The 17,269-nt window shown below is 66.4% G+C and carries 18 protein-coding genes and 1 tRNA gene; 10 read left to right on the top strand and 9 right to left on the bottom strand.

Annotation, left to right across the window (positions count from 1 at the left end; genetic code table 11):
- The first annotated feature begins 81 nt into the window (after positions 1-81).
- Both H4P35_RS03180 and H4P35_RS03175 read left to right on the top strand, forming a co-directional pair.
- The gene (locus H4P35_RS03180) at positions 82-969 is read left to right on the top strand and encodes a LysR family transcriptional regulator (RefSeq protein WP_226848054.1); all 888 of its coding nucleotides are present in this window, start codon (positions 82-84) and stop codon (positions 967-969) included.
- Between the two features lie 71 nt (positions 970-1,040).
- Positions 1,041-1,928 (top strand): alpha/beta hydrolase, encoded by an 888-nt coding sequence (locus H4P35_RS03175; RefSeq protein ID WP_217618912.1) that lies wholly within the window; start codon positions 1,041-1,043, stop codon positions 1,926-1,928.
- A gap of 4 nt (positions 1,929-1,932) precedes the next feature.
- On the opposite strand, the gene H4P35_RS03170 is transcribed toward H4P35_RS03175, so the two are convergent.
- Positions 1,933-2,391 (bottom strand): multidrug/biocide efflux PACE transporter, encoded by a 459-nt coding sequence (locus H4P35_RS03170; RefSeq protein ID WP_226848052.1) that lies wholly within the window; start codon positions 2,389-2,391, stop codon positions 1,933-1,935.
- A 110-nt stretch (positions 2,392-2,501) separates the two neighbouring features.
- Between H4P35_RS03170 and H4P35_RS03165 the strand changes: the two genes are divergently transcribed.
- The gene (locus tag H4P35_RS03165; protein ID WP_142051236.1) at positions 2,502-3,365 is read left to right on the top strand and encodes a LysR family transcriptional regulator; all 864 of its coding nucleotides are present in this window, start codon (positions 2,502-2,504) and stop codon (positions 3,363-3,365) included.
- On the opposite strand, the gene H4P35_RS03160 is transcribed toward H4P35_RS03165, so the two are convergent.
- Positions 3,352-4,218: a ChbG/HpnK family deacetylase gene (locus H4P35_RS03160; RefSeq protein ID WP_226848050.1), complete on the bottom strand. Its 867-nt coding sequence runs from the start codon at positions 4,216-4,218 to the stop codon at positions 3,352-3,354. The genes H4P35_RS03165 and H4P35_RS03160 overlap by 14 nt on opposite strands.
- Before the next feature lie 36 nt (positions 4,219-4,254).
- Between H4P35_RS03160 and H4P35_RS03155 the strand changes: the two genes are divergently transcribed.
- Positions 4,255-4,650, top strand: a complete 396-nt coding sequence (locus H4P35_RS03155) for a GtrA family protein (RefSeq protein WP_226848048.1) — start codon at positions 4,255-4,257, stop codon at positions 4,648-4,650.
- Here the strand turns inward: H4P35_RS03155 and H4P35_RS03150 are convergent.
- Entirely contained in the window at positions 4,610-6,193 is a 1,584-nt protein-coding gene (locus H4P35_RS03150) for an ArnT family glycosyltransferase (RefSeq protein ID WP_370638971.1), read from the bottom strand. The two genes, H4P35_RS03155 and H4P35_RS03150, sit on opposite strands and share 41 nt — an antisense overlap.
- A gap of 2 nt (positions 6,194-6,195) precedes the next feature.
- The gene (locus H4P35_RS03145) at positions 6,196-7,242 is read right to left on the bottom strand and encodes a glycosyltransferase family 2 protein (protein WP_056327883.1); all 1,047 of its coding nucleotides are present in this window, start codon (positions 7,240-7,242) and stop codon (positions 6,196-6,198) included.
- 150 nt (positions 7,243-7,392) lie between these two features.
- On the opposite strand from H4P35_RS03145, the gene H4P35_RS03140 reads away from it, so the two are divergent.
- The 5 genes from H4P35_RS03140 to H4P35_RS03120 all read left to right on the top strand — a co-directional run bounded on the left by H4P35_RS03140 (position 7,393) and on the right by H4P35_RS03120 (position 11,579).
- Positions 7,393-7,920, top strand: a complete 528-nt coding sequence (locus H4P35_RS03140) for a GNAT family N-acetyltransferase (protein ID WP_226849434.1) — start codon at positions 7,393-7,395, stop codon at positions 7,918-7,920.
- Between the two features lie 169 nt (positions 7,921-8,089).
- The gene (gene gltS / locus H4P35_RS03135) at positions 8,090-9,298 is read left to right on the top strand and encodes a sodium/glutamate symporter (RefSeq protein ID WP_056327881.1); all 1,209 of its coding nucleotides are present in this window, start codon (positions 8,090-8,092) and stop codon (positions 9,296-9,298) included.
- 2 nt (positions 9,299-9,300) lie between these two features.
- A complete protein-coding gene (locus H4P35_RS03130) occupies positions 9,301-10,797 on the top strand; it encodes a TAXI family TRAP transporter solute-binding subunit (protein WP_180100339.1) in 1,497 nt (498 codons plus the stop codon).
- 42 nt (positions 10,798-10,839) lie between these two features.
- Positions 10,840-11,106, top strand: a complete 267-nt coding sequence (locus tag H4P35_RS03125; RefSeq protein ID WP_056327879.1) for a hypothetical protein — start codon at positions 10,840-10,842, stop codon at positions 11,104-11,106.
- A 5-nt stretch (positions 11,107-11,111) separates the two neighbouring features.
- Complete coding sequence (locus H4P35_RS03120) at positions 11,112-11,579, top strand: YaiI/YqxD family protein (RefSeq protein WP_226848046.1); 468 nt, start codon at positions 11,112-11,114, stop codon at positions 11,577-11,579.
- Positions 11,580-11,596: 17 nt separating this feature from the next.
- On the opposite strand, the gene H4P35_RS03115 is transcribed toward H4P35_RS03120, so the two are convergent.
- A complete protein-coding gene (locus tag H4P35_RS03115) occupies positions 11,597-11,764 on the bottom strand; it encodes a hypothetical protein (RefSeq protein ID WP_167427935.1) in 168 nt (55 codons plus the stop codon).
- 66 nt (positions 11,765-11,830) lie between these two features.
- On the opposite strand from H4P35_RS03115, the gene H4P35_RS03110 reads away from it, so the two are divergent.
- Complete coding sequence (locus H4P35_RS03110; RefSeq protein WP_226848044.1) at positions 11,831-12,055, top strand: hypothetical protein; 225 nt, start codon at positions 11,831-11,833, stop codon at positions 12,053-12,055.
- Here the strand turns inward: H4P35_RS03110 and H4P35_RS03105 are convergent.
- The 4 genes from H4P35_RS03105 to H4P35_RS03090 all read right to left on the bottom strand — a co-directional run bounded on the left by H4P35_RS03105 (position 12,026) and on the right by H4P35_RS03090 (position 17,101).
- Positions 12,026-12,100, bottom strand: a tRNA-Val gene (locus tag H4P35_RS03105). The two genes, H4P35_RS03110 and H4P35_RS03105, sit on opposite strands and share 30 nt — an antisense overlap.
- Positions 12,101-12,161: 61 nt before the next feature.
- Positions 12,162-12,887 (bottom strand): DNA polymerase III subunit epsilon, encoded by a 726-nt coding sequence (gene dnaQ, locus H4P35_RS03100; protein WP_056327877.1) that lies wholly within the window; start codon positions 12,885-12,887, stop codon positions 12,162-12,164.
- A 2-nt stretch (positions 12,888-12,889) separates the two neighbouring features.
- Entirely contained in the window at positions 12,890-15,988 is a 3,099-nt protein-coding gene (locus H4P35_RS03095) for an efflux RND transporter permease subunit (RefSeq protein WP_226848042.1), read from the bottom strand.
- Between the two features lie 30 nt (positions 15,989-16,018).
- Entirely contained in the window at positions 16,019-17,101 is a 1,083-nt protein-coding gene (locus tag H4P35_RS03090; RefSeq protein WP_062838518.1) for an efflux RND transporter periplasmic adaptor subunit, read from the bottom strand.
- Positions 17,102-17,269 lie beyond the last annotated feature (168 nt).

Raw genomic sequence — 17,269 nt, 5'->3', positions numbered from 1 at the left:
GGCAAGGTTCCGTTGTACGCCTGCGCCAGGCATAGATAAAATGAATTCGATGAATTTCTTCTATTCCAATCAGGCATAACCATGGAACTGCGTACGTTGCGCGCCCTGGTCGAAGTCGTCCGGCAAGGCGGTTTTTCCCAGGCGGCGAAGGTCATCCATGCCACCCAACCCACGATCAGCAAGGCCGTGCGTCAACTGGAGGATGAACTGGGCATGCCGCTTCTGGACCGGCAGGCGCAGCCGTTAAGGCTGACGGCGGCCGGCGAGATCGTGTACCGGCGCGCCATCGCCATGTTGGCCGAACGCGACGATCTGCGGGCCGAGCTGGACGATCTGAAGGGCTTGAAGCGCGGCGTGCTGCGCCTGGGTCTGCCGCCGCTGGGCAGCAGTTCTTTGTTCGCGCCAATGTTCGCGCGCTTTCGCAGCCGCTATCCCCGCATCGAGATCAGTCTGGTGGAACATGGCAGCCGCCGCCTCGAAGAGATGGTGATGGCCGGCGAAATCGAGCTGGCCGGGTCGCTCAAGCCTGTGCCCGACCATTTCGAATGGCAGCCGGTGGCGCGCGAACCGCTGGTCGCCCTGATGCCCGCCGACCATCCGCAGGCGCATGCGGCCTCCGTGGGGCTGCACGACCTGCGCGACTCGCCCTTCATCCTGTTCGAGAGCGGCTTCGCCTTGAACCGCATCATCCACGACGCGTGTCAGCGGGCGGGCTTCGTGCCGGCCATCGCCGCGCGCAGCGGCCAGATCGATTTCATCGTGGCGCTGGTGGCCGCGGGGCTGGGCGTCGCCTTCCTGCCGCGCATCACGGCAGACGTGGCGCTGCACGCAGGCGTGGCGCGCGCGCCCTTGCGCGACACGGGGACGGACTGGGAAATGGTGCTGGTGTGGCGCCGCGGCGGCTACCTGTCCTACGCCGCGCAGGCATGGCTGGCGTTGACGCGCGAGGTGCATCCCGGCACCCCGTGACGGCGCCGAGCCGGCCGCGCCGGAGTATGCTGATGCCGGAACCCAACCCGACTTGCCGGGTCAGACCCTTCATGCCCGCCTTGCCCCGCTTCTCTGCCCGCCGACTGTTTGCCGCCGCCGTGGTCACCGCCGCCGGCGTGGTCGGTTGCACGCAACTGGATTCCTGGCAACGCCAGACCATTTTTTCGCCACAATCCGAGCCGCAATCGTGGTGGCGGGACCCTGCCGCCGGGACGCAGGTGTACGACCTGACGCTGGAAAACGGCGACAAGGTGCGTGCCTGGTATCTGGCAAGCCCCAAGCCGGGCGCCCCCACCGTCCTGTATCTGCATGGCGCGCGCTGGAACCTGAACGGCAGCGCGTTCCGTATCGACGGCTGGAGCCGGATGGGATATTCCATGCTGGCGATCGACTATCGCGGCTTTGGCGCGTCCACGCCGCGTCTGCCGTCCGAGGAAAGCGCACTGCAGGACGCCATGGCGGGCCTGAAGGAATTGGCGCGGCTGCAGCCCGATCCGGCGCGCCGCTTCGTCTACGGGCACAGCCTGGGCGGCGCAATCGCCATCGACCTGGCCTCGCGTCCCGAGCAGCCGGACTTTGCCGGCCTGATCGTGGAATCCAGCTTCACCAGCATCGGCGCGATGCTGGCCACCCTGCGTTGGGGCAACGTGCCCGGCGCCAGCCTGCTGGTCACGCAGCCGTTTGCCTCCGTGGACAAGCTGGCCCAACTGCATACGCCGATGCTGTTCATGCACGGCACCGCGGACCGCGTGGTGCCGCACACCATGAGCGACGAGCTCTTTGCGGCCGCCCGCAACGTAGCGCCGGATTTGAAGCGGCTGGTCAAGATTGAAGGCGCCTCGCATTCGGGCGCCTTCCGCAGCGGCACGCAGTACGAAACCGCCGTCAAGACTTTCATGCAGGACGCCCGCCAGGCCTACCAGCGCAAGAAGGGTTGAGCCTTTATGCCCCGGCGGCAGCAGCGCCGCGGCGCGACAGCCAGGCGATCACGCGGGGACGCGCGCGGTCGTAGGCCAGGTTGTAGAAGAAGGCATAGGGCAGATAAAACAGCACCAGCGCGATATCCAGCACGAAGGCTTCCCACAAGCTGATGCGGAGCCACCAAGCGGCCAGCGGGATCACGATGAGGATCAGGCCGAACTCAAAGCCGAATGCATGCACCACGCGCACCCGAAAAGTGCGCGTCCAGCCAAAACGGTTTTCGATGCGGTCAAAGCCCGCGTTGTAGATCATGTTCCACACCAGCGCGATCCAGGCGATCACCGCGGTCAGCACGCCCATTTCAAACAGGGATTTGCCCATGGCCCAGGCCGCCACGGGGGCACACAGGCCGATGGCGATGATTTCGAACAGGAAGGCGTGGAGGAATCGTTCTTTGAGGGTTTTCTTGGCTTGCGTCATGACCCACCTGCGGTCGGTTTTGCTTCGGAATGACGGCATTTTCCACGCCTATTCCGTTACGATAAAGATCATATCCATCGGAAAATCCGATACTCCGACCCGTCACCGCCATGCGTCATTCCCTTGAATCCCTGGCTGCCTTCGCCCAGGTAGCCGCCGAAGGCTCTTTCTCGGCCGCGGCCCGCAAGCTGGGCAAAAGCCAATCCACCATCAGCGAAACCATCGCCAACCTGGAGGTGGATCTGAACGTCACGCTGTTCGATCGCAGCCAGCGCCAGCCCGCGCTGACCGCCGCGGGCAAGGTGCTGCTGGGACAGGCCATGCAGGTGCTGGCCGCCAACGACCGGCTGAACCGCAGCGCCAGCCAGTTGTCCGAAGGCCTGGAACCCCGGCTTACGGTCGTGCTGTCCGACACCTTCCAGTCGCGCACGTTCGAAACCATGCTGAGCCAGATCGACAAGCGCTACCCGGCCCTGCGCTTCGAATGCCTGATCGCGGAATACGAGGACGTGGTGGCGCTGGTGCAGCAGGGCCGTGCCCACGTCGGCCTGATGGCCGCGCAGGAAACCTACCCGCCGGACGTGGCGCATGCGTGCCTGGCCGAGGGCTCGGAAATCGTCCTGTGCGTGGGGCGTTCGCATCCGCTGGCCAGCCTGCCGTCGGTCACGTCCGACCACCTGAAGACCGAACGCGAACTGCGCCTGAGCACGTACGAGCTGGATGACAAGGACGCCACGCCCGCGCATGCGACGTGGTCGGCGCCCGGCTACCTGATGCTGCTGGAAATGGCCAGCCTGGGATTCGGCTGGACCGAACTGCCGCGCTGGATGATCCAGCGCTTTGGCGGCGATCAGCTCGTGGAACTGAAGGTGCCGGGATGGCCGCGCCGGATCCATGTCGATGCGGTCTGGTCGACCCGGCGCGCGCTGGGCCCGGCGGGCGCATGGCTGCTGGAAAGCCTCACGCGGGGATAGCGCGTCCCACTACCGGCAATTCGTGATCGGCGCGTGTCAACGCCAGGCGCGTGATGCGCACGCCGTTGGCGTCCAGCCAGTCACCCAGCTTGGGGCTGGCAAGCACGTCGAATTCGGCACGGCGCTGGCGCGCCATCGCGCTGTCCTGCTCGTTGCTTCTAGCAAATCCCAATGCCGGATGGCACATGACGAGGTCGCCCTCGCGCGCATTGAACAGCCAGGTCTGCAAGAGCTGCGCGTAGCGGCGCTGGCCGCCGTCGAACGCATACACGCCCAACAGGCGCCGGTTAGTCCGCAAGCCGCTTGAACGCGCCTCACGCGCCAGCGCCGACGCGCCCAACGCGCCGATCACGTGCGCCTTGAATGATTCCTTAAGCGGAATGCCGCATTGCATGCCGGGCGCCGTCTGGCGCAACCAGGGCCTTTGCGTTCCGTAACGCTGCGCGAGCCGCGCCAGGACGCGCTTGCGGATGCCGGGCAATTGATGCACGTGCTGATGCCCGTCGACATAGTCCGGCGCGCGGCCGAACGCGGCTTCGAAAGCGTCGAACTGTTCATCAAGCCGCGCATCGATCCAGGCGGCATCGAGCCGGCCCGCATAGGCCTTCAGGATCAACGCGCCGAGCGAAGGCAACGGTTCGGCATCCGCGCCCAGCGTTTCCGAGAAGTTCAGATGCAGGCCGATGTCCACATCCTGCGCCGCCAGCCTGGGCGCATTGGCGGCGAACGTGGGGCCCAACGAGAGGCAGCTGACCGCGCTGACCCGCCGCATGCCGGCCAGCGCAATCATGCCCTCATCGACCTCCGCATTCATGCCAAAATCATCACCGCACACCACGACGCGCTTGCTCATCAGCGTCTCTCCATTCAGCTCTTCGACACATTCCCCATGCGCACCCTCATCCGGCAGATCAGTCTTTTCGTCGCCGTCGGCTGCGCTGCCGCCGCAACGCATTGGGCCGTTGCCGTGGGCTGCGTCGAAGCGTTCGGCGCACCGCCGCTGGCGGCCAACCTGATCGGCTGGCTGAGCGCCTTCATGGTGTCCTTCAGCGGCCATTACCGGCTCACGTTTCGACATTCGCCCATACCCTGGACCGTAGCGGCCCGTCGTTTCTTTTTTATTTCAGCGATCGGCTTTGCGATCAACGAATCTGCCTATGCCTGGTTGCTGCACGCCACCGACGTACCTTACGACACGTTGCTGGCGCTGATCCTCATCGGCCTGGCGTTCGGCACCTTCATCGCTAGCCGGCTGTGGGCGTTCCGGCACAAACCCGCTGCCTGAGCGCAGCGCCCGCATCGACTCGCCACATCGCATGCCGGGCGCTCGTCACGACGGGCGCCAGCCCTTGCAGCGGCAGGTAGATGGCGCCATCGCCATGCCCGCCCCACACCCAGAACCGCGCCCCGTCCGGCGCCGCGCACAGCGTGGCGTTGAACTGCTCGGCGCTGATCAGCACCTGTTTGCCGGTGACCGGATCGAACTTCGCGGCGTCATACAGCTCCTTGCGCCAGTTGTCGCGCACCGGCACCTCGGGATTGAGCCAGTCGTCCACGACCCAGGTGGGCCGCGGGGCGCGCGCGTAAAGCGCCAGGTCGAAGGGATAGGCGTGCAGCGACACGAAGGTATCGTCCGGCCGCGCTTCCTGCCGCACGACCTGGGCCAGCGGCGCGGCGCTGCCCTTCGCATTGAATGCGGCGATGCCCACGGCGATGACGCAGATCCCGGCGGCGACCGCGGCGCTGATGCGCACCAGCCGCGGCGTCGTCAAACCGTTCTCGCTGCGCCACGCTGCCAGGATGACCTCCGCCAGCAGAAACGCGAGCGGCGCCAGCGCAGGCAGCACATAGCCAATCAGCTTGGAATGCGGCAACGAAAAAAACACCACCACCACGGCGAACCACACCGCGGCCAGGCGCCGCAGGCTGCGCGCCGGCCCCGCGATCCAGAACGCGCGGCGCAGGATGCCCCCGCCCCATAGTGACCACGGCAGGCTCAATCCGGCCAGCACGGGCAGGTAGAACCAGAACGGCTGGGCATTGTTGAAGCCGGCGGCCGCGAAGCGCTGGAAATGCTGGTAGACGAAGAAGTAGTCATAAAAGCCCGGAAACCGCACCTGCATCAGCACGAACCACGGCGCCGCCACCGCCAGGAACACCAGCAGCGCCGGCGGCCAGACCAGCGCCCTAAGCCCGCGCCAGCGCCGCTCCCAGACCAGCCACAGCAACAGGATGGCGCCGGGCAGCACTAGGCCGATCAGCCCCTTGGCCAGCACCGCCAGCGCGGCCAGCGCGCCAGCCGCCACGGACATCGCGCGCCACCGTTCGCCACGCTCGACGCGCAACACGGTTTCCGCGGCGGCCAGCACGCACAGCGTGATGAGACCGGCGACCAGCATGTCCAGGTTGGCAAACTGCGCGCCGCCGTAGAAAAACGGCACGGTGCAAAGCACCAGTACCGTCAACGAGGCGGCCGCCGCGTCGCGATGCCGGCGCACGAATACGTACAACCCGGCGGCCGCGCTCCACGCGGCCAGCCACGACGGCAAGCGCGCCGCCCACGGATGCACGCCGAACACGGAAAACGACAGTTCGGTCAGCCAGTAATACAGCGGCGGCTTGTGAAAGTACGGCATGCCGTCCAGCAGCGGGACGGCGTGCGAGCCACTGCGCAGCATGTCCCAGGCGACGCCGGCGTAGCGCCCTTCGTCGGGCAGCGTCAGCGGACGCATCCACGCCAACCAGGCCAGCCAGATTCCCGCGGCCAGCAGCAGCCATCCTGCCGGCGGGGTCCATTCGGAGCGCGCCGGCTTGTTAAGGTTGGCCATCATCAGCCCTGCGCCTTGCCGGCGGGACCGCCTCGGGTGCGTCGCACGACAAACAGCGGTCGGCCCTTCACTTCGTCGAAAATTCGGGCCACATATTCGCCCACGACGCCTAGCGAGATCAGGTTGACGCCGGCAAAGAACAGCACCGCCGTGACGATGGTCGTCCACCCGGATACGGCGTTGCCGGACATCAGGTAGTCCACCACCAGGAATCCCGCATAGGCCAGCGCCAGGACGGCAAACGCCACGCCCACCAGGCTGACCATGCGCAGCGGCCAGGTCGTAAAGGCAGTCAATCCGTCCAGCGCCAGACGGAACAGGCGCAGACCGCTGTAGGTGCTGGTGCCGTGCATGCGCTCGTCGGGCGTGTACGGCAGGGCCTCGCCCTTGAACCCGACCCAGGCATACAGGCCTTTCATGAAGCGGGTGCGCTCGGGCAACGCGATCAGCGCGTCGACCACGCTGCGGTCCATCAGCCGGAAGTCGCCGGCGTGCGCCGGCACCTGCACGCCGCGCGCATTGCTGAGCAACTGATAGAACCAGCGCGCGCCCGAGCGCTTGAGCCAGGATTCGTCGGCGCGGTCGCGCCGCACGGCGTACACCATTTCAGCGCCGGCAGACCAGCGCGCGAGCATCAGCTCGATCAACGCGGGCGGATGCTGCAGATCGGCGTCCAGGCAGATCACCACGTTGCCGGTGGAGGCCTCCAGGCCCGCGCTCAGCGCGGCTTCCTTGCCGAAATTGCGCGACAGCTGCACATGGCGAAAGCCCTCGTGCTCGGTCCATTCCGACATCAGCGCTTCGGTGCCGTCGGTGCTGCCGTCGTCGGCTACGATGATTTCCCAGCTGGTGCACAACGCCGACAGCCGGTTGCGCAGAAGCGGCAGCAGCACGCGCAGGTTCTCGCACTCGTTCAAGCACGGAATGACGCAGGTAACACGGGTGTCATACGGCACGTCGGCCGTCTGCGGCGGCCACACGGAACGCAGGGGCAGAGGCTTACCCAACACCTGCGGCGCTGGGGGGTCGGACCGGAACTGGATGTGCATGGGACTTTGATTGGACGGAATGCGGGGCACGATGCGGTGCAGTATGCGCAGGGGCTCGTCGAATTTTCATGAAATGCCGGCGCGCCCCGATCGTTACAATGGCGGGCAGTTTTCAGGCTTCGACACGTCATGCAATACCAAGTCCGTCCCATGCTGGCCAGCGATGTGGACGCCATCCTCCAGGCCCAGGCCCTCGCCTATCCGCAGTTTCTGCTGGAGAGCGCCGGCTTTTTCCTGAACCGCCTCGCGCTCGCTCCCCAATATTGCTGGGTTGCCCAGCCGGATGCGCCACGCGGATCCGGCGCGGTGCTGGGCTATCTGATTTCCTATCCCTGGGACGCGGGCCTGCCGCCCGCCCTGGATGTGCCGCTTTCCGCGCTGCCGCCGCGGGCCGATCACTGGTTCCTGCATGACTGCGCGGTCGTGCCGGCGGCGCAGGGCTTGGGCGTGGGCCAGGCGCTGGTGGGCGCCGCCGCCGCGCGCGCCGTGGACAACGGCCTGCCGCGCGCCAGCCTGGTGGCCCTGGCGTCTGCGGCCGGCTACTGGCTGCGGCATGGGTATGCGCCGCTTGCCCCGCAGCCTCCCGGCCTGGCCGAGAAACTCGCCGGCTATGGCGCAGGCGCCAGTTACATGTCGCGCGCCTTTCCCTTCCCGGCCTCAATCCCCGCACGCGCCTGATCGAGCCGTCTTTCAAAACGTGTACAGCCACGCTTTGCCGGACGTAAGATAGGTCCGCAGTCCGCAAACGATGCGGCGGCAAAACGGTCTGAAAACGCGGTTTGAAAACGGCTTGAAATCGGTTTGAACAGTCTGGCTTGCTGCGCCCCGGCGGGGCGCGAAGGTTCATATGATCTCCCTTTCGCCCGTCCAATCCCTGCTCGCCTGCTGCCTCGTGCTCGTCATCGGACGCGTCATGACCACGCGCATCGGCGTCCTGGCGCGCTACAGCATTCCGGACCCCATCGTGGGCGGGCTGCTGTTCGCCGTGCTGGCCTACCTGCTGTCCACCTGGGGCGGCGTCGCCGTTTCGCTGGAAACCAGCATCAAGCCCACGCTGCTGCTGCTGTTCTTTGGCTGCATCGGGCTGACCGCCAACTTGAAGCTGCTGGCCCGGGGCGGCCCCCGCCTCATTGCCTTCCTGCTGGCGCTGATCCCCTTTCTCGTCTTGCAGAATGCCGTCGGCCTGGGCATGGCCTGGCTGCTGGACATGCACCCGCTCATGGGACTCTTGGGCGGCACGATCACGCTCGTGGGCGGACATGGCACCGGCGCGGCCTACGCGACACGCTTTGCTGACTTCAACAACATCCAGGACGTCATGCCGCTGGCCATGACAGCTGCGACGCTGGGCCTGGTGCTGGGCGGCGTCGTGGGCGGGCCCGTGGCCGAATGGATCATGCGCCGCCACAAGGTGTCGGGCAGCCTTGACCATACCGCGGCTCAAGGCGACCAGCCCGCCGACCTGAACGAAGACAACCAGCCGCCCACGGCCGGGACGTTCATCCTGTCCATGACCGCGGCGTTTGTCTGCCTGGTGGTCGGCGGCGTCCTGGCGGCGCTGGTTGAAGACGCGCCCGTCAGCCTGCCCAACTTCCTGTGGTGCCTGGCCACCGGCGTGCTCATCCGCAACGCGGGTCCGCTGGTCGGGATCCGGCTCGACGACCGGGCCACCGACATCATCGGCACGATCTCGCTGTCGCTGTTCCTGGGCATGACGATGATGACGCTGGACCTGTCCAGCGTCGCGCGCCTTGCCGGCCCGCTGGCGCTGATGCTGGCGGTGCAGACGCTGGTGTGCGCGATGTACGCCGGCTGGGTGGTGTTCCGGCTGCTCAAGCGGGACTACGAGGCGGCGATCATGTCCGCCGCGTTCTGCGGCTTCGCGCTGGGCGCGACGGCCACCGCCATCGCCAACATGCAGGCCCTCACGCGCCGCCACGGCCCGGCGCCGGAAGCATTCATCGTGGTCCCCGTCACCGGGGCCTTCCTGGTGGACATCCTGAACGTGATCGTCCTGAGCTCGCTGATCTCCTTGCCATTCGTGGGAGGGATGTAGCCATGTTCAAGAAACTACTGATGGTCCTGCTGTGCGCGATGCTGGCCGCCTGCGGCCGCGCGCCCGACGTGGACGCCCTGCGCGCCGACGTCACGCGCAGCCTGGAGGCCACCTACGGACAGGACCTGTTTCGCATAAGCGATCTCAGGCGCATGGGCTCGGCCACGGACAGCACCGCCCCGGCCGGCGAAACCCGCCGCGTCGTGTATTACGACGTCGACCTGGAACTGACCCGCGACATTTCACTGGGCGCATGGGACCAGCCCGGCGCGGCGTCGCTGGTGACGCTGCTGGGCGCGGGCCCGCGCAGCATCAGCGGCGTGAAGTCCGGCGGCAACAAGGCGGGCGATCGCATCATCGCCCATGCCAGCGCCATCTACCGCGAAGAAGGCGGCACGTGGAAGCTGGTGACGCCGGCAGGCTTCAAGGCGGCCGAAGCGCCTTCGCTGGACACCGGCGCGCCGCCCCCGGTCACGCGCCAGTTGCTGGACACGCTGGACCAGATCACGCATTCGGTGACCTACAGCGCGTCCAGCACGGCCCAGCACGTCGTGCAGCAGGAGCTGGAACGCTCGGTGGCACGCATCAACGGGCGCCTGTCCCGGCTGCAGCAGGGTTACCCGCTGGCCGGCGGCCCGGACCGCGGCGAGTACCTGGCGTTTGCGCGCGCCCTGAGCGACGTCGCCCGAAAACGCCAGATCCGGGTGTCGCCGCTCATCACCGGCGGCGGGGCCGACAATATCGCGCTCTTGCGCAGCGGCGACGCCGTGGTCGGCCTGGCCCAGGCCGACACGGCGCGGCTGGCCTACGAGGGCGCGGGCCCCTTCGCGGGGCAAGGCCCCTTCCCCGGCCTGCGTGCCCTGGGCAGCCTGTACCCGGAACTGGTCCATATCGTCGTGCGTGACGACCCCGCGCTGCGCGGCGTGCGGGATCTCAAAGGCAAGACGATCGCGCTGGGGCCGGAAGGATCGGCCGTGCGCGAGACGCTGCAAACCGTGCTGGCGGCGCATGGCCTGCAGGCGGGCCGCGATTACAAGGTGTCCGACTCGCCTTTCGTCGCCGCCCTGCCGCTTTTGCATGCTGGCACGGTCGACGCTGCAGCCCAGGTGATCGGCGTGCCGGCCACGCCGCTGCGCGATGCGCTGATTCCGGCGCAGCTCAAGCTGCTGCCGCTGGACCCGGACGCCATCAAGACCCTCACGTCCGGGGACAGCGTGCTGATGCCGCTGGACATCGCGGCCGGCACCTACCCCAATCAGGCACAGCGCATTCCGACGGTGGGGGTGGCGGCGCTGATGCTGACCACCACCGACCTCACGCGCGACGAAGCGCTTGTCGTGGTGCGCGCCGTCTACCAGGCCGGGCAGGACCTGCTGGCTGCCGGTTCGACACAGGGTTCGCAGGTGTCTGCGGCCACCGCCCGGCTTGGCCTGAGCGTGCCGCTACATGACGGCGCCGAGGAAGGCATCGCCCAACTGGAGCACGCCAAACCGCGCTGAGCCGGGTTGCGTCTATGATGGCGCTCCCTATCAGGAAATCCGATGAACAAATTCGACCTCCAAAAGAACCAGGCCCTGAAGCTGGCCGGCCAACTCAAGCAATCGGCCACGCCGGACCGCTTCGGCGCCGCGTCCCAGATGCCCGACCGTCGCGAACAGCGCAAGCTGGATCAGGCCGCCGGTTTGGTCCCCTTCCCTCTGAAGCTGTCGCAGGCGCAGGCCGACAAGCTGCGCGCCGCCGCCGCCGAACGCGGCGTGTCGACCAATGACCTCGTGGCCGAGGCGCTTGAGAAAGCGCTGGGCGCGTAAGCGCGATGCACATCTGGGTCGACGCGGACGCCTGTCCCGCCGTCATCAAGGACATCCTCTTTCGCGCCGCGCAGCGCTGGCAGATGCCGCTGACGCTGGTGGCCAACCAGGCGCTCTACACCCCGCCATCGCCGCTGATCCGTGCCGTGCAGGTGCCGCGCGGCTTTGACGTGGCCGACGCGCACATCGTGGAGCGGGCGGAAACGGGCGATCTCGTCATCACCGGCGACATTCCGCTGGCCGCGCAGGTGCTTGAGAAAGGCGCGATGGCGATCAATCCGCGCGGCGAGCGCTATTCGACGGAGACAATCCGCGAACGGCTGGCGCTGCGGGACATGATGGAGGAACTGCGCGCCAGCGGCGTGGACACGGGCGGCCCGTCGTCCTTCAGCCAGTCCGACCGCAAGGCGTTTGCAAACCAGCTGGACACGCTGCTTGCGCGCGTGGCCCGGCAGCTGGCGCAAAAAAGCTGAAGCCGCCGGCGGCGGGCTCAAGAAAAGGTGATGTAGGCCTTGTAGATGATCGCGCCGATGGCGGTGACCAGGCCAAGGCCCATCAGGGTCATGCCAAGATTGCGGTCACGAAACCCGAAGCCGATCAACATGAGCGCCACGCCCGTGCAAATGATGATGAGCATGGTATTGGTGTGCGGACTCATGGCCTTCTCCTGTTTGCTTGGCAGTCAATCGCCGATTTATTGATGATAGACAGGCGTGGAACAGGCTTGGCGCAACCGCAGTACCGCCGGGTTGCGCCAGATCAGAGAAAGAGTAATGAATCAAAAACAAAAAAGCCAACCGATGAAGGTTGGCTTTTTGCTTGCTGCCCGAAGAACAAGACCGGCATCGCAAAAAACCTGCTGCGAACTGGCCATTGTCTTTTGGGGCACTTCAAAGGCTTAAGCGCCTTGGAAGGTCTTTGGTGGGTAGTACTGGGTTCGAACCAGTGACCCCTGCCGTGTGAAGGCAGTGCTCTACCACTGAGCTAACCACCCCGAAAGAGGCGAAATAATAGCACGAATTTTTAAACGTGTGCAAGTCGCCTCTGATAACTTCTTATGCGGCTGCCGCAACGGGCGCATCGACCTTGCGCCACACGCACTCGCCACCCACGCTCTTGTCCAGTGCGGCAAGGTAAGCCTCGTGTTCGGCAAGTTCTTCGGCGCTGGCCGTGATGACCGGCAGACCCGAGGCGTCGAACCGGGCAAGCACCATGCCGCCGCCGCTGGCGCCGGCGCTGTCGTCCACATCGATCAGCAGCGCATCCTGGCCACGCGTCATCGCCAGCCAGACTTCAGCCAGAAGCTGCGAGTCCAGCAACGCGCCGTGCAGCGTGCGGTGCGCGTTCGAGATGCCGAAGCGGTCGCACAGCGCATCCAGCGAATTGCGCTTGCCCGGGAACAGCGACCGGGCGTGCAGCAGCGAGTCGGTGACGGTCTCGCAGAATTCGGTGATGGGACCGCGGCCGATCTTTGCGAGTTCGGCGTTGAAGAACTTCACGTCGAACGCGGCGTTGTGCGCGATCAGTTCGGCGCCCTGGATGAACTTGACGAATTCGTCCGCGACTTCGGCAAAGCGCGGCTTGTCCGACAGGAACTCGGTGGTCAGCCCGTGCACCGCCAGCGCCTCGGGATCGCTGTCGCGGTCCGGGTTCAGGTAGATGTGCAGGTTGTTGCCGGTCGGCGTGCGGTTGACGATTTCCACGCAGCCGATTTCGACGATGCGATGACCCTGTGCAGGGTCCAGTCCGGTGGTTTCCGTGTCAAAGATGATCTGGCGCATAACTATTCCGACGCTTGGGGCTGCGAGGCGGGCGGCGTGGGCGCGGAATGCGCCTGGCTGCCGGCGGTGCCTGGCTTCTTGCGTGCGGTGGCAATCAGCGTGTAGGCCACCGGCACGACGAACAAGGTCAGTAGTGTACCCAGCAACAGCCCGCCCACCAGAACCCAGCCGATCTGCTGGCGCGATTCCGCCCCCGCGCCCGTGGACAGCGCCAGGGGAACGGTACCTAGCACCATGGCGCCGGTCGTCATCAGAATGGGGCGCAGCCGCAGCACGCTGGCTTCGACCACGGCCTCGAACAGTTCCCTGCCCTCGTCGCGCAGCTGGTTCGTGAACTCCACGATCAGGATGCCGTGCTTGGTGATCAAGCCGACCAGCGTGATGAGCCCGATCTGGCTGTAGATGGACAGCGTGCCGCCCGTCAGCCACAGGGCAAGCAAGGCGCCCGTCATGGACAGCGGCACCGACAGCATGATGATGAACGGGTTGCGCCAGCTTTCGAACTGCGCGGCGAGCACCAGGTAGATGAAGGCCAGCGCCATCGCAAAGACCAGGTAGATGCTGCCCGACGAATCGCGGAATTCGCGCGACTGGCCGTCCAGGTCCGTGATGATCGTGTTGGGCAAGACCTCTCGTGCCACCTGGTGCATGTGGTCCAGCACCTCGCCCAGCGCATAGCCGGGCGCCACCGCCGCGTCGATCTTCACTGCCCGCAGGCGGTTGAAGTGGTTGAGCGATTGCGGCGACACGCCTTCGTGCACACCCAGCAGGTTGTCCAGCTGGACCATGCTGCCGTCACGCGCGCGCACGTAGATGCCGGAGATGTCGGTGGGATTGGCGCGGTCGCGCGGCGTCACCTGCACGATCACGTCGTACTGCTCGCCCTCGTCCTTGTAGCGGGTGACCTGTCGGCCGCCCAGCATCGATTCGAGCGTGCGGCCCACCACGTCCACGTTGGCGCCCACGTCGGCCATCTTGTCGCGGTCCACGCGCACGCGCAGCTCCGGCGTGTTCAGGCGCAGGTCGGTGTCCAGGTTCAGCAGACCCGGATACTTGCGCAGCTCGGCCAGGAAGATCTCGGTCAGCCGCGACAGCTCCTGGTATGAGGCCTGGCTCATGATGATGAATTCCACCGGCTTGGAACGGGCCGACTGGCCCAGCGACGGCGGATTGGTCGGGAAGGCGCGCACGCCGGGCAGCGAGGCGAACTGCGGCTGCAACTGCTGCGTGATGGCCTGCTGCTTGCGCTCGCGCTCTTCCCAGGGCTTCAGGCGCAGGATCGCAGTGCCGTCCGTGACCGTGGGAAAGCCCACCGTGACCTGGCTGCCGCTGGCCTCCGGGATGTCGGCATAGAATTTTTCGATGCCCAGCATGCTGTCCAGGGTGTAATTCAGCGTGGCGCCTTCGGGCGAGCTGACAAGGCCAAAGACCACGCCGCGGTCCTCGACCGGCGCCAGTTCACTCTTGACCACCTTGAACAGCACGCCGCTGCCTGCCGCCACGGCCAGCCCGATCACCACGACGCTCCAGCGATGCCGCAGCGAGGCGCCCAGCATGCGGCGATAGCCGTTGCTTAGACCGTTCAGCCAACCCTCGATCAGGTTGTACCAGCGGTTGTGGCGGGTCTGGTGGCGCAGCAGCACCGAACACATCATGGGCGTGAGGGTCAGGGCCACGAAGCCCGACACCAGCACCGCGCCCGCCAGCGCCAGCGCGAACTCGATGAACAACCGCCCGGTGCGCCCGGTGGCGAACGCCAGCGGCGCATACACGGTGACCAGCGTCATGGTCATGGCAACCACCGCGAAGCCGATCTCCTTCGAGCCGCGCAGCGCGGCTTCCTTGCGCGGCATGCCGTCCTCGATGTGCCGGTAGATGTTCTCCAGGACCACGATGGCGTCGTCCACCACCAGCCCGATCGCCAGCACCATGGCAAGCAGCGTCAGCGTGTTGATCGAAAAGCCGAACAGATACATCAGCGCGCAGGCACCCACCAGCGACACCGGGATGGTGACGATGGGAATGATGCTGGCGCGCAGGTTGCGCAGGAAAAAGAAGATCACCAGCACCACCAGCACGATGGCCTCGATGATGGTGTGGAACACGGAATCGATGGAGCGCTCGATGAACACCGACGAGTCGTACGCGATGTTCAGCTTCATGCCGGCCGGCAGGGTCTCGTTCAGCCGCTCGACTTCCTGGCGGGCGGCCTTGGACAGCTCCAGGGGGTTGGCGGTGGATTGGCGCGTGATGCCGATGTTGATGGCGGGCTTGCCGTTGAAGCGGGACAGGATCCGGTCGTTGGCGGCCGCGATCTCGACCTTGGCGACGTCGCGCATCCGCACCGGGTAGCCCTTCACGTTGGCGACGATCACGTCCTCGAACTGGGCGGGCGTCTGCAGGTCGGTGGCCGACACCACCGAGAATTCCCGTGCCCGCGACTCGATCCGGCCCGCCGGAATTTCCACGTTCTGGCTGCGCAGCGCGGCTTCCACGTCCTGTACCGTCAATCCATACGCCGCCAGCTTGTCGCGGTCGACGTAGATGCGCATTGACGGCAGGCGCTCGCCAAAGACGCGCACTTCGGCCGCGCCGGGCAGCACCGACAGGCGGGTCTTGATGTAGCGGTTGATGTAGTCGGAGGTCTGGATCGCCGAGAACGATCCCGACTCCACGGCGATGTAGATGATGGGCTGGGAATCGGCCTCGACCTTGCCGATGATCGGCTCGTCGATCTCGTCGGGCAGGAAACGCCGCGCGCGCGAGACCTTGTCGCGCACTTCGGCCGCCGCTGCGTCGGGGTCGCGCGAGAGGTTGAACTTGATGTTGATGAGGCTGCGCTCGGAGCGGCTGCGCGAGGTCATCACGTTGACCCCTTCGATGCCGGCCAGCTGGTCTTCCAGCGGCTTGGTCACCTGCGACTCGATCACCTCCGGCGAGGCGCCCTTGTACGTGGTGTCCACCGACACGATCGGCTCGTCGATCTTCGGGTACTCGCGCACCGTCAGGCGCGAATACGAGATCAGGCCGATCAGCACGATGATCAGCGACAGGACCGACGCGAACACCGGGCGCTTGATACAGGTTTCCGAGATACGCATGGCGCTATCGCTGAAAAGGTGAAGGGCCGGCTATGGGCCGTTGCCCACGATGGTCACGCGCGCGCCATCGGTCACGCGCTGCAGGCCCGAGACCACCAGCATGTCGTTCAGGGCGACGCCGGTCAGGATTTCGACGCGGCCCTCGCGGCGTTCGCCGATGGTCACTTCGCGCCGATGCGCCACGCCGTTCTCGACCCGGTAAACGTACTGCGTTTCGCCCGACGGCGATAGCGCGGCCTCGGGCGCGACCAGCGCTTTGTCCTCGTTAAAGAGCAGTTGCACCCGGGCGAACATGCCGGGGCGCAGCACGCCGTCCTGATTGGCGACCGTGGCGCGCAGCAGGATGGACCGGCCGCCCGCGTCGACCAGCGGGCTGACCGCGTAGACCAGTCCGCGCCGCTCCTGGCCGGGCAGCGCATCCATGCGCAGCGTCAGTTGCTGTCCGACGCGCACCTTGCTCAAGTACATCTCGGGCACGCGGAAATCCACCTTGAGCGGATCGATGGCCTCAAGGGGTGCCAGGTCCTGCCCCTGGTTGACGTAATCGCCCACGGACACGCTGCGCAGTCCGACGATGCCGGCAAAGGGCGCGGTAATGGTCATCTTGTCCAGGCGGGCCTGCGCCAGCGCCACGGCGGCTTCCTGCACCTTCAGCGTGCTGGCCGACTCGTCGCGCGCCTGCTGGCTGACGAAGCCCTTGCCCTGCAGTTCGACGGCGCGGCGGTAATGGCTTTGCGCCAGCGTCAGGTTGGCGCGCGCCTGCGCCAATTCAGCGCGCGGCACGGAGTCGTCCAGGCGGATGAGAAGCTGGCCCTGCTTGACGGGCTGGCCTTCCTTGAAATCAATGGCCTGGATGCGTCCGGCCACTTCGGGGCGCAGGACGACGGACTCATCGGAGCGCAGGCTGCCCACGGCCGACAGACCGCGCGCAAAAGGCACTTCCTGGACGGCGGCCACGGCGACACGGGCCGGCGCGGCGGGCGCGGATTGAGGTTTGGCGGAAGCCTGGGCAGGGGTTGCGGCCGGCGCCAGCCAGCGCGGCACAAAGACGCCGAGCGCGGCCCCCGCGGCCAACCCTGCCGCGACGGCGGCCAGCAGTACAGCTTTTTTCATGCGCGAAAGTGGCGGTGTTGCGGCGCGGACCGGGCATGCCCCACTCGGACGTCGCCGCAGGAACTGGAGGAAGGGTTGGCACTTTAGCACCCGGATTTACATACTGGAACAATCCTGAAGCGCGATGAAAGAACTAATCTGCCCTGGACGGCAAATTCGAGGGTATAT

Source organism: Achromobacter sp. 77 (assembly GCF_020541125.1).
GTDB lineage: Bacteria > Pseudomonadota > Gammaproteobacteria > Burkholderiales > Burkholderiaceae_B > Achromobacter > Achromobacter mucicolens.
This window is presented reverse-complemented; position numbering and strand designations above follow the sequence as displayed.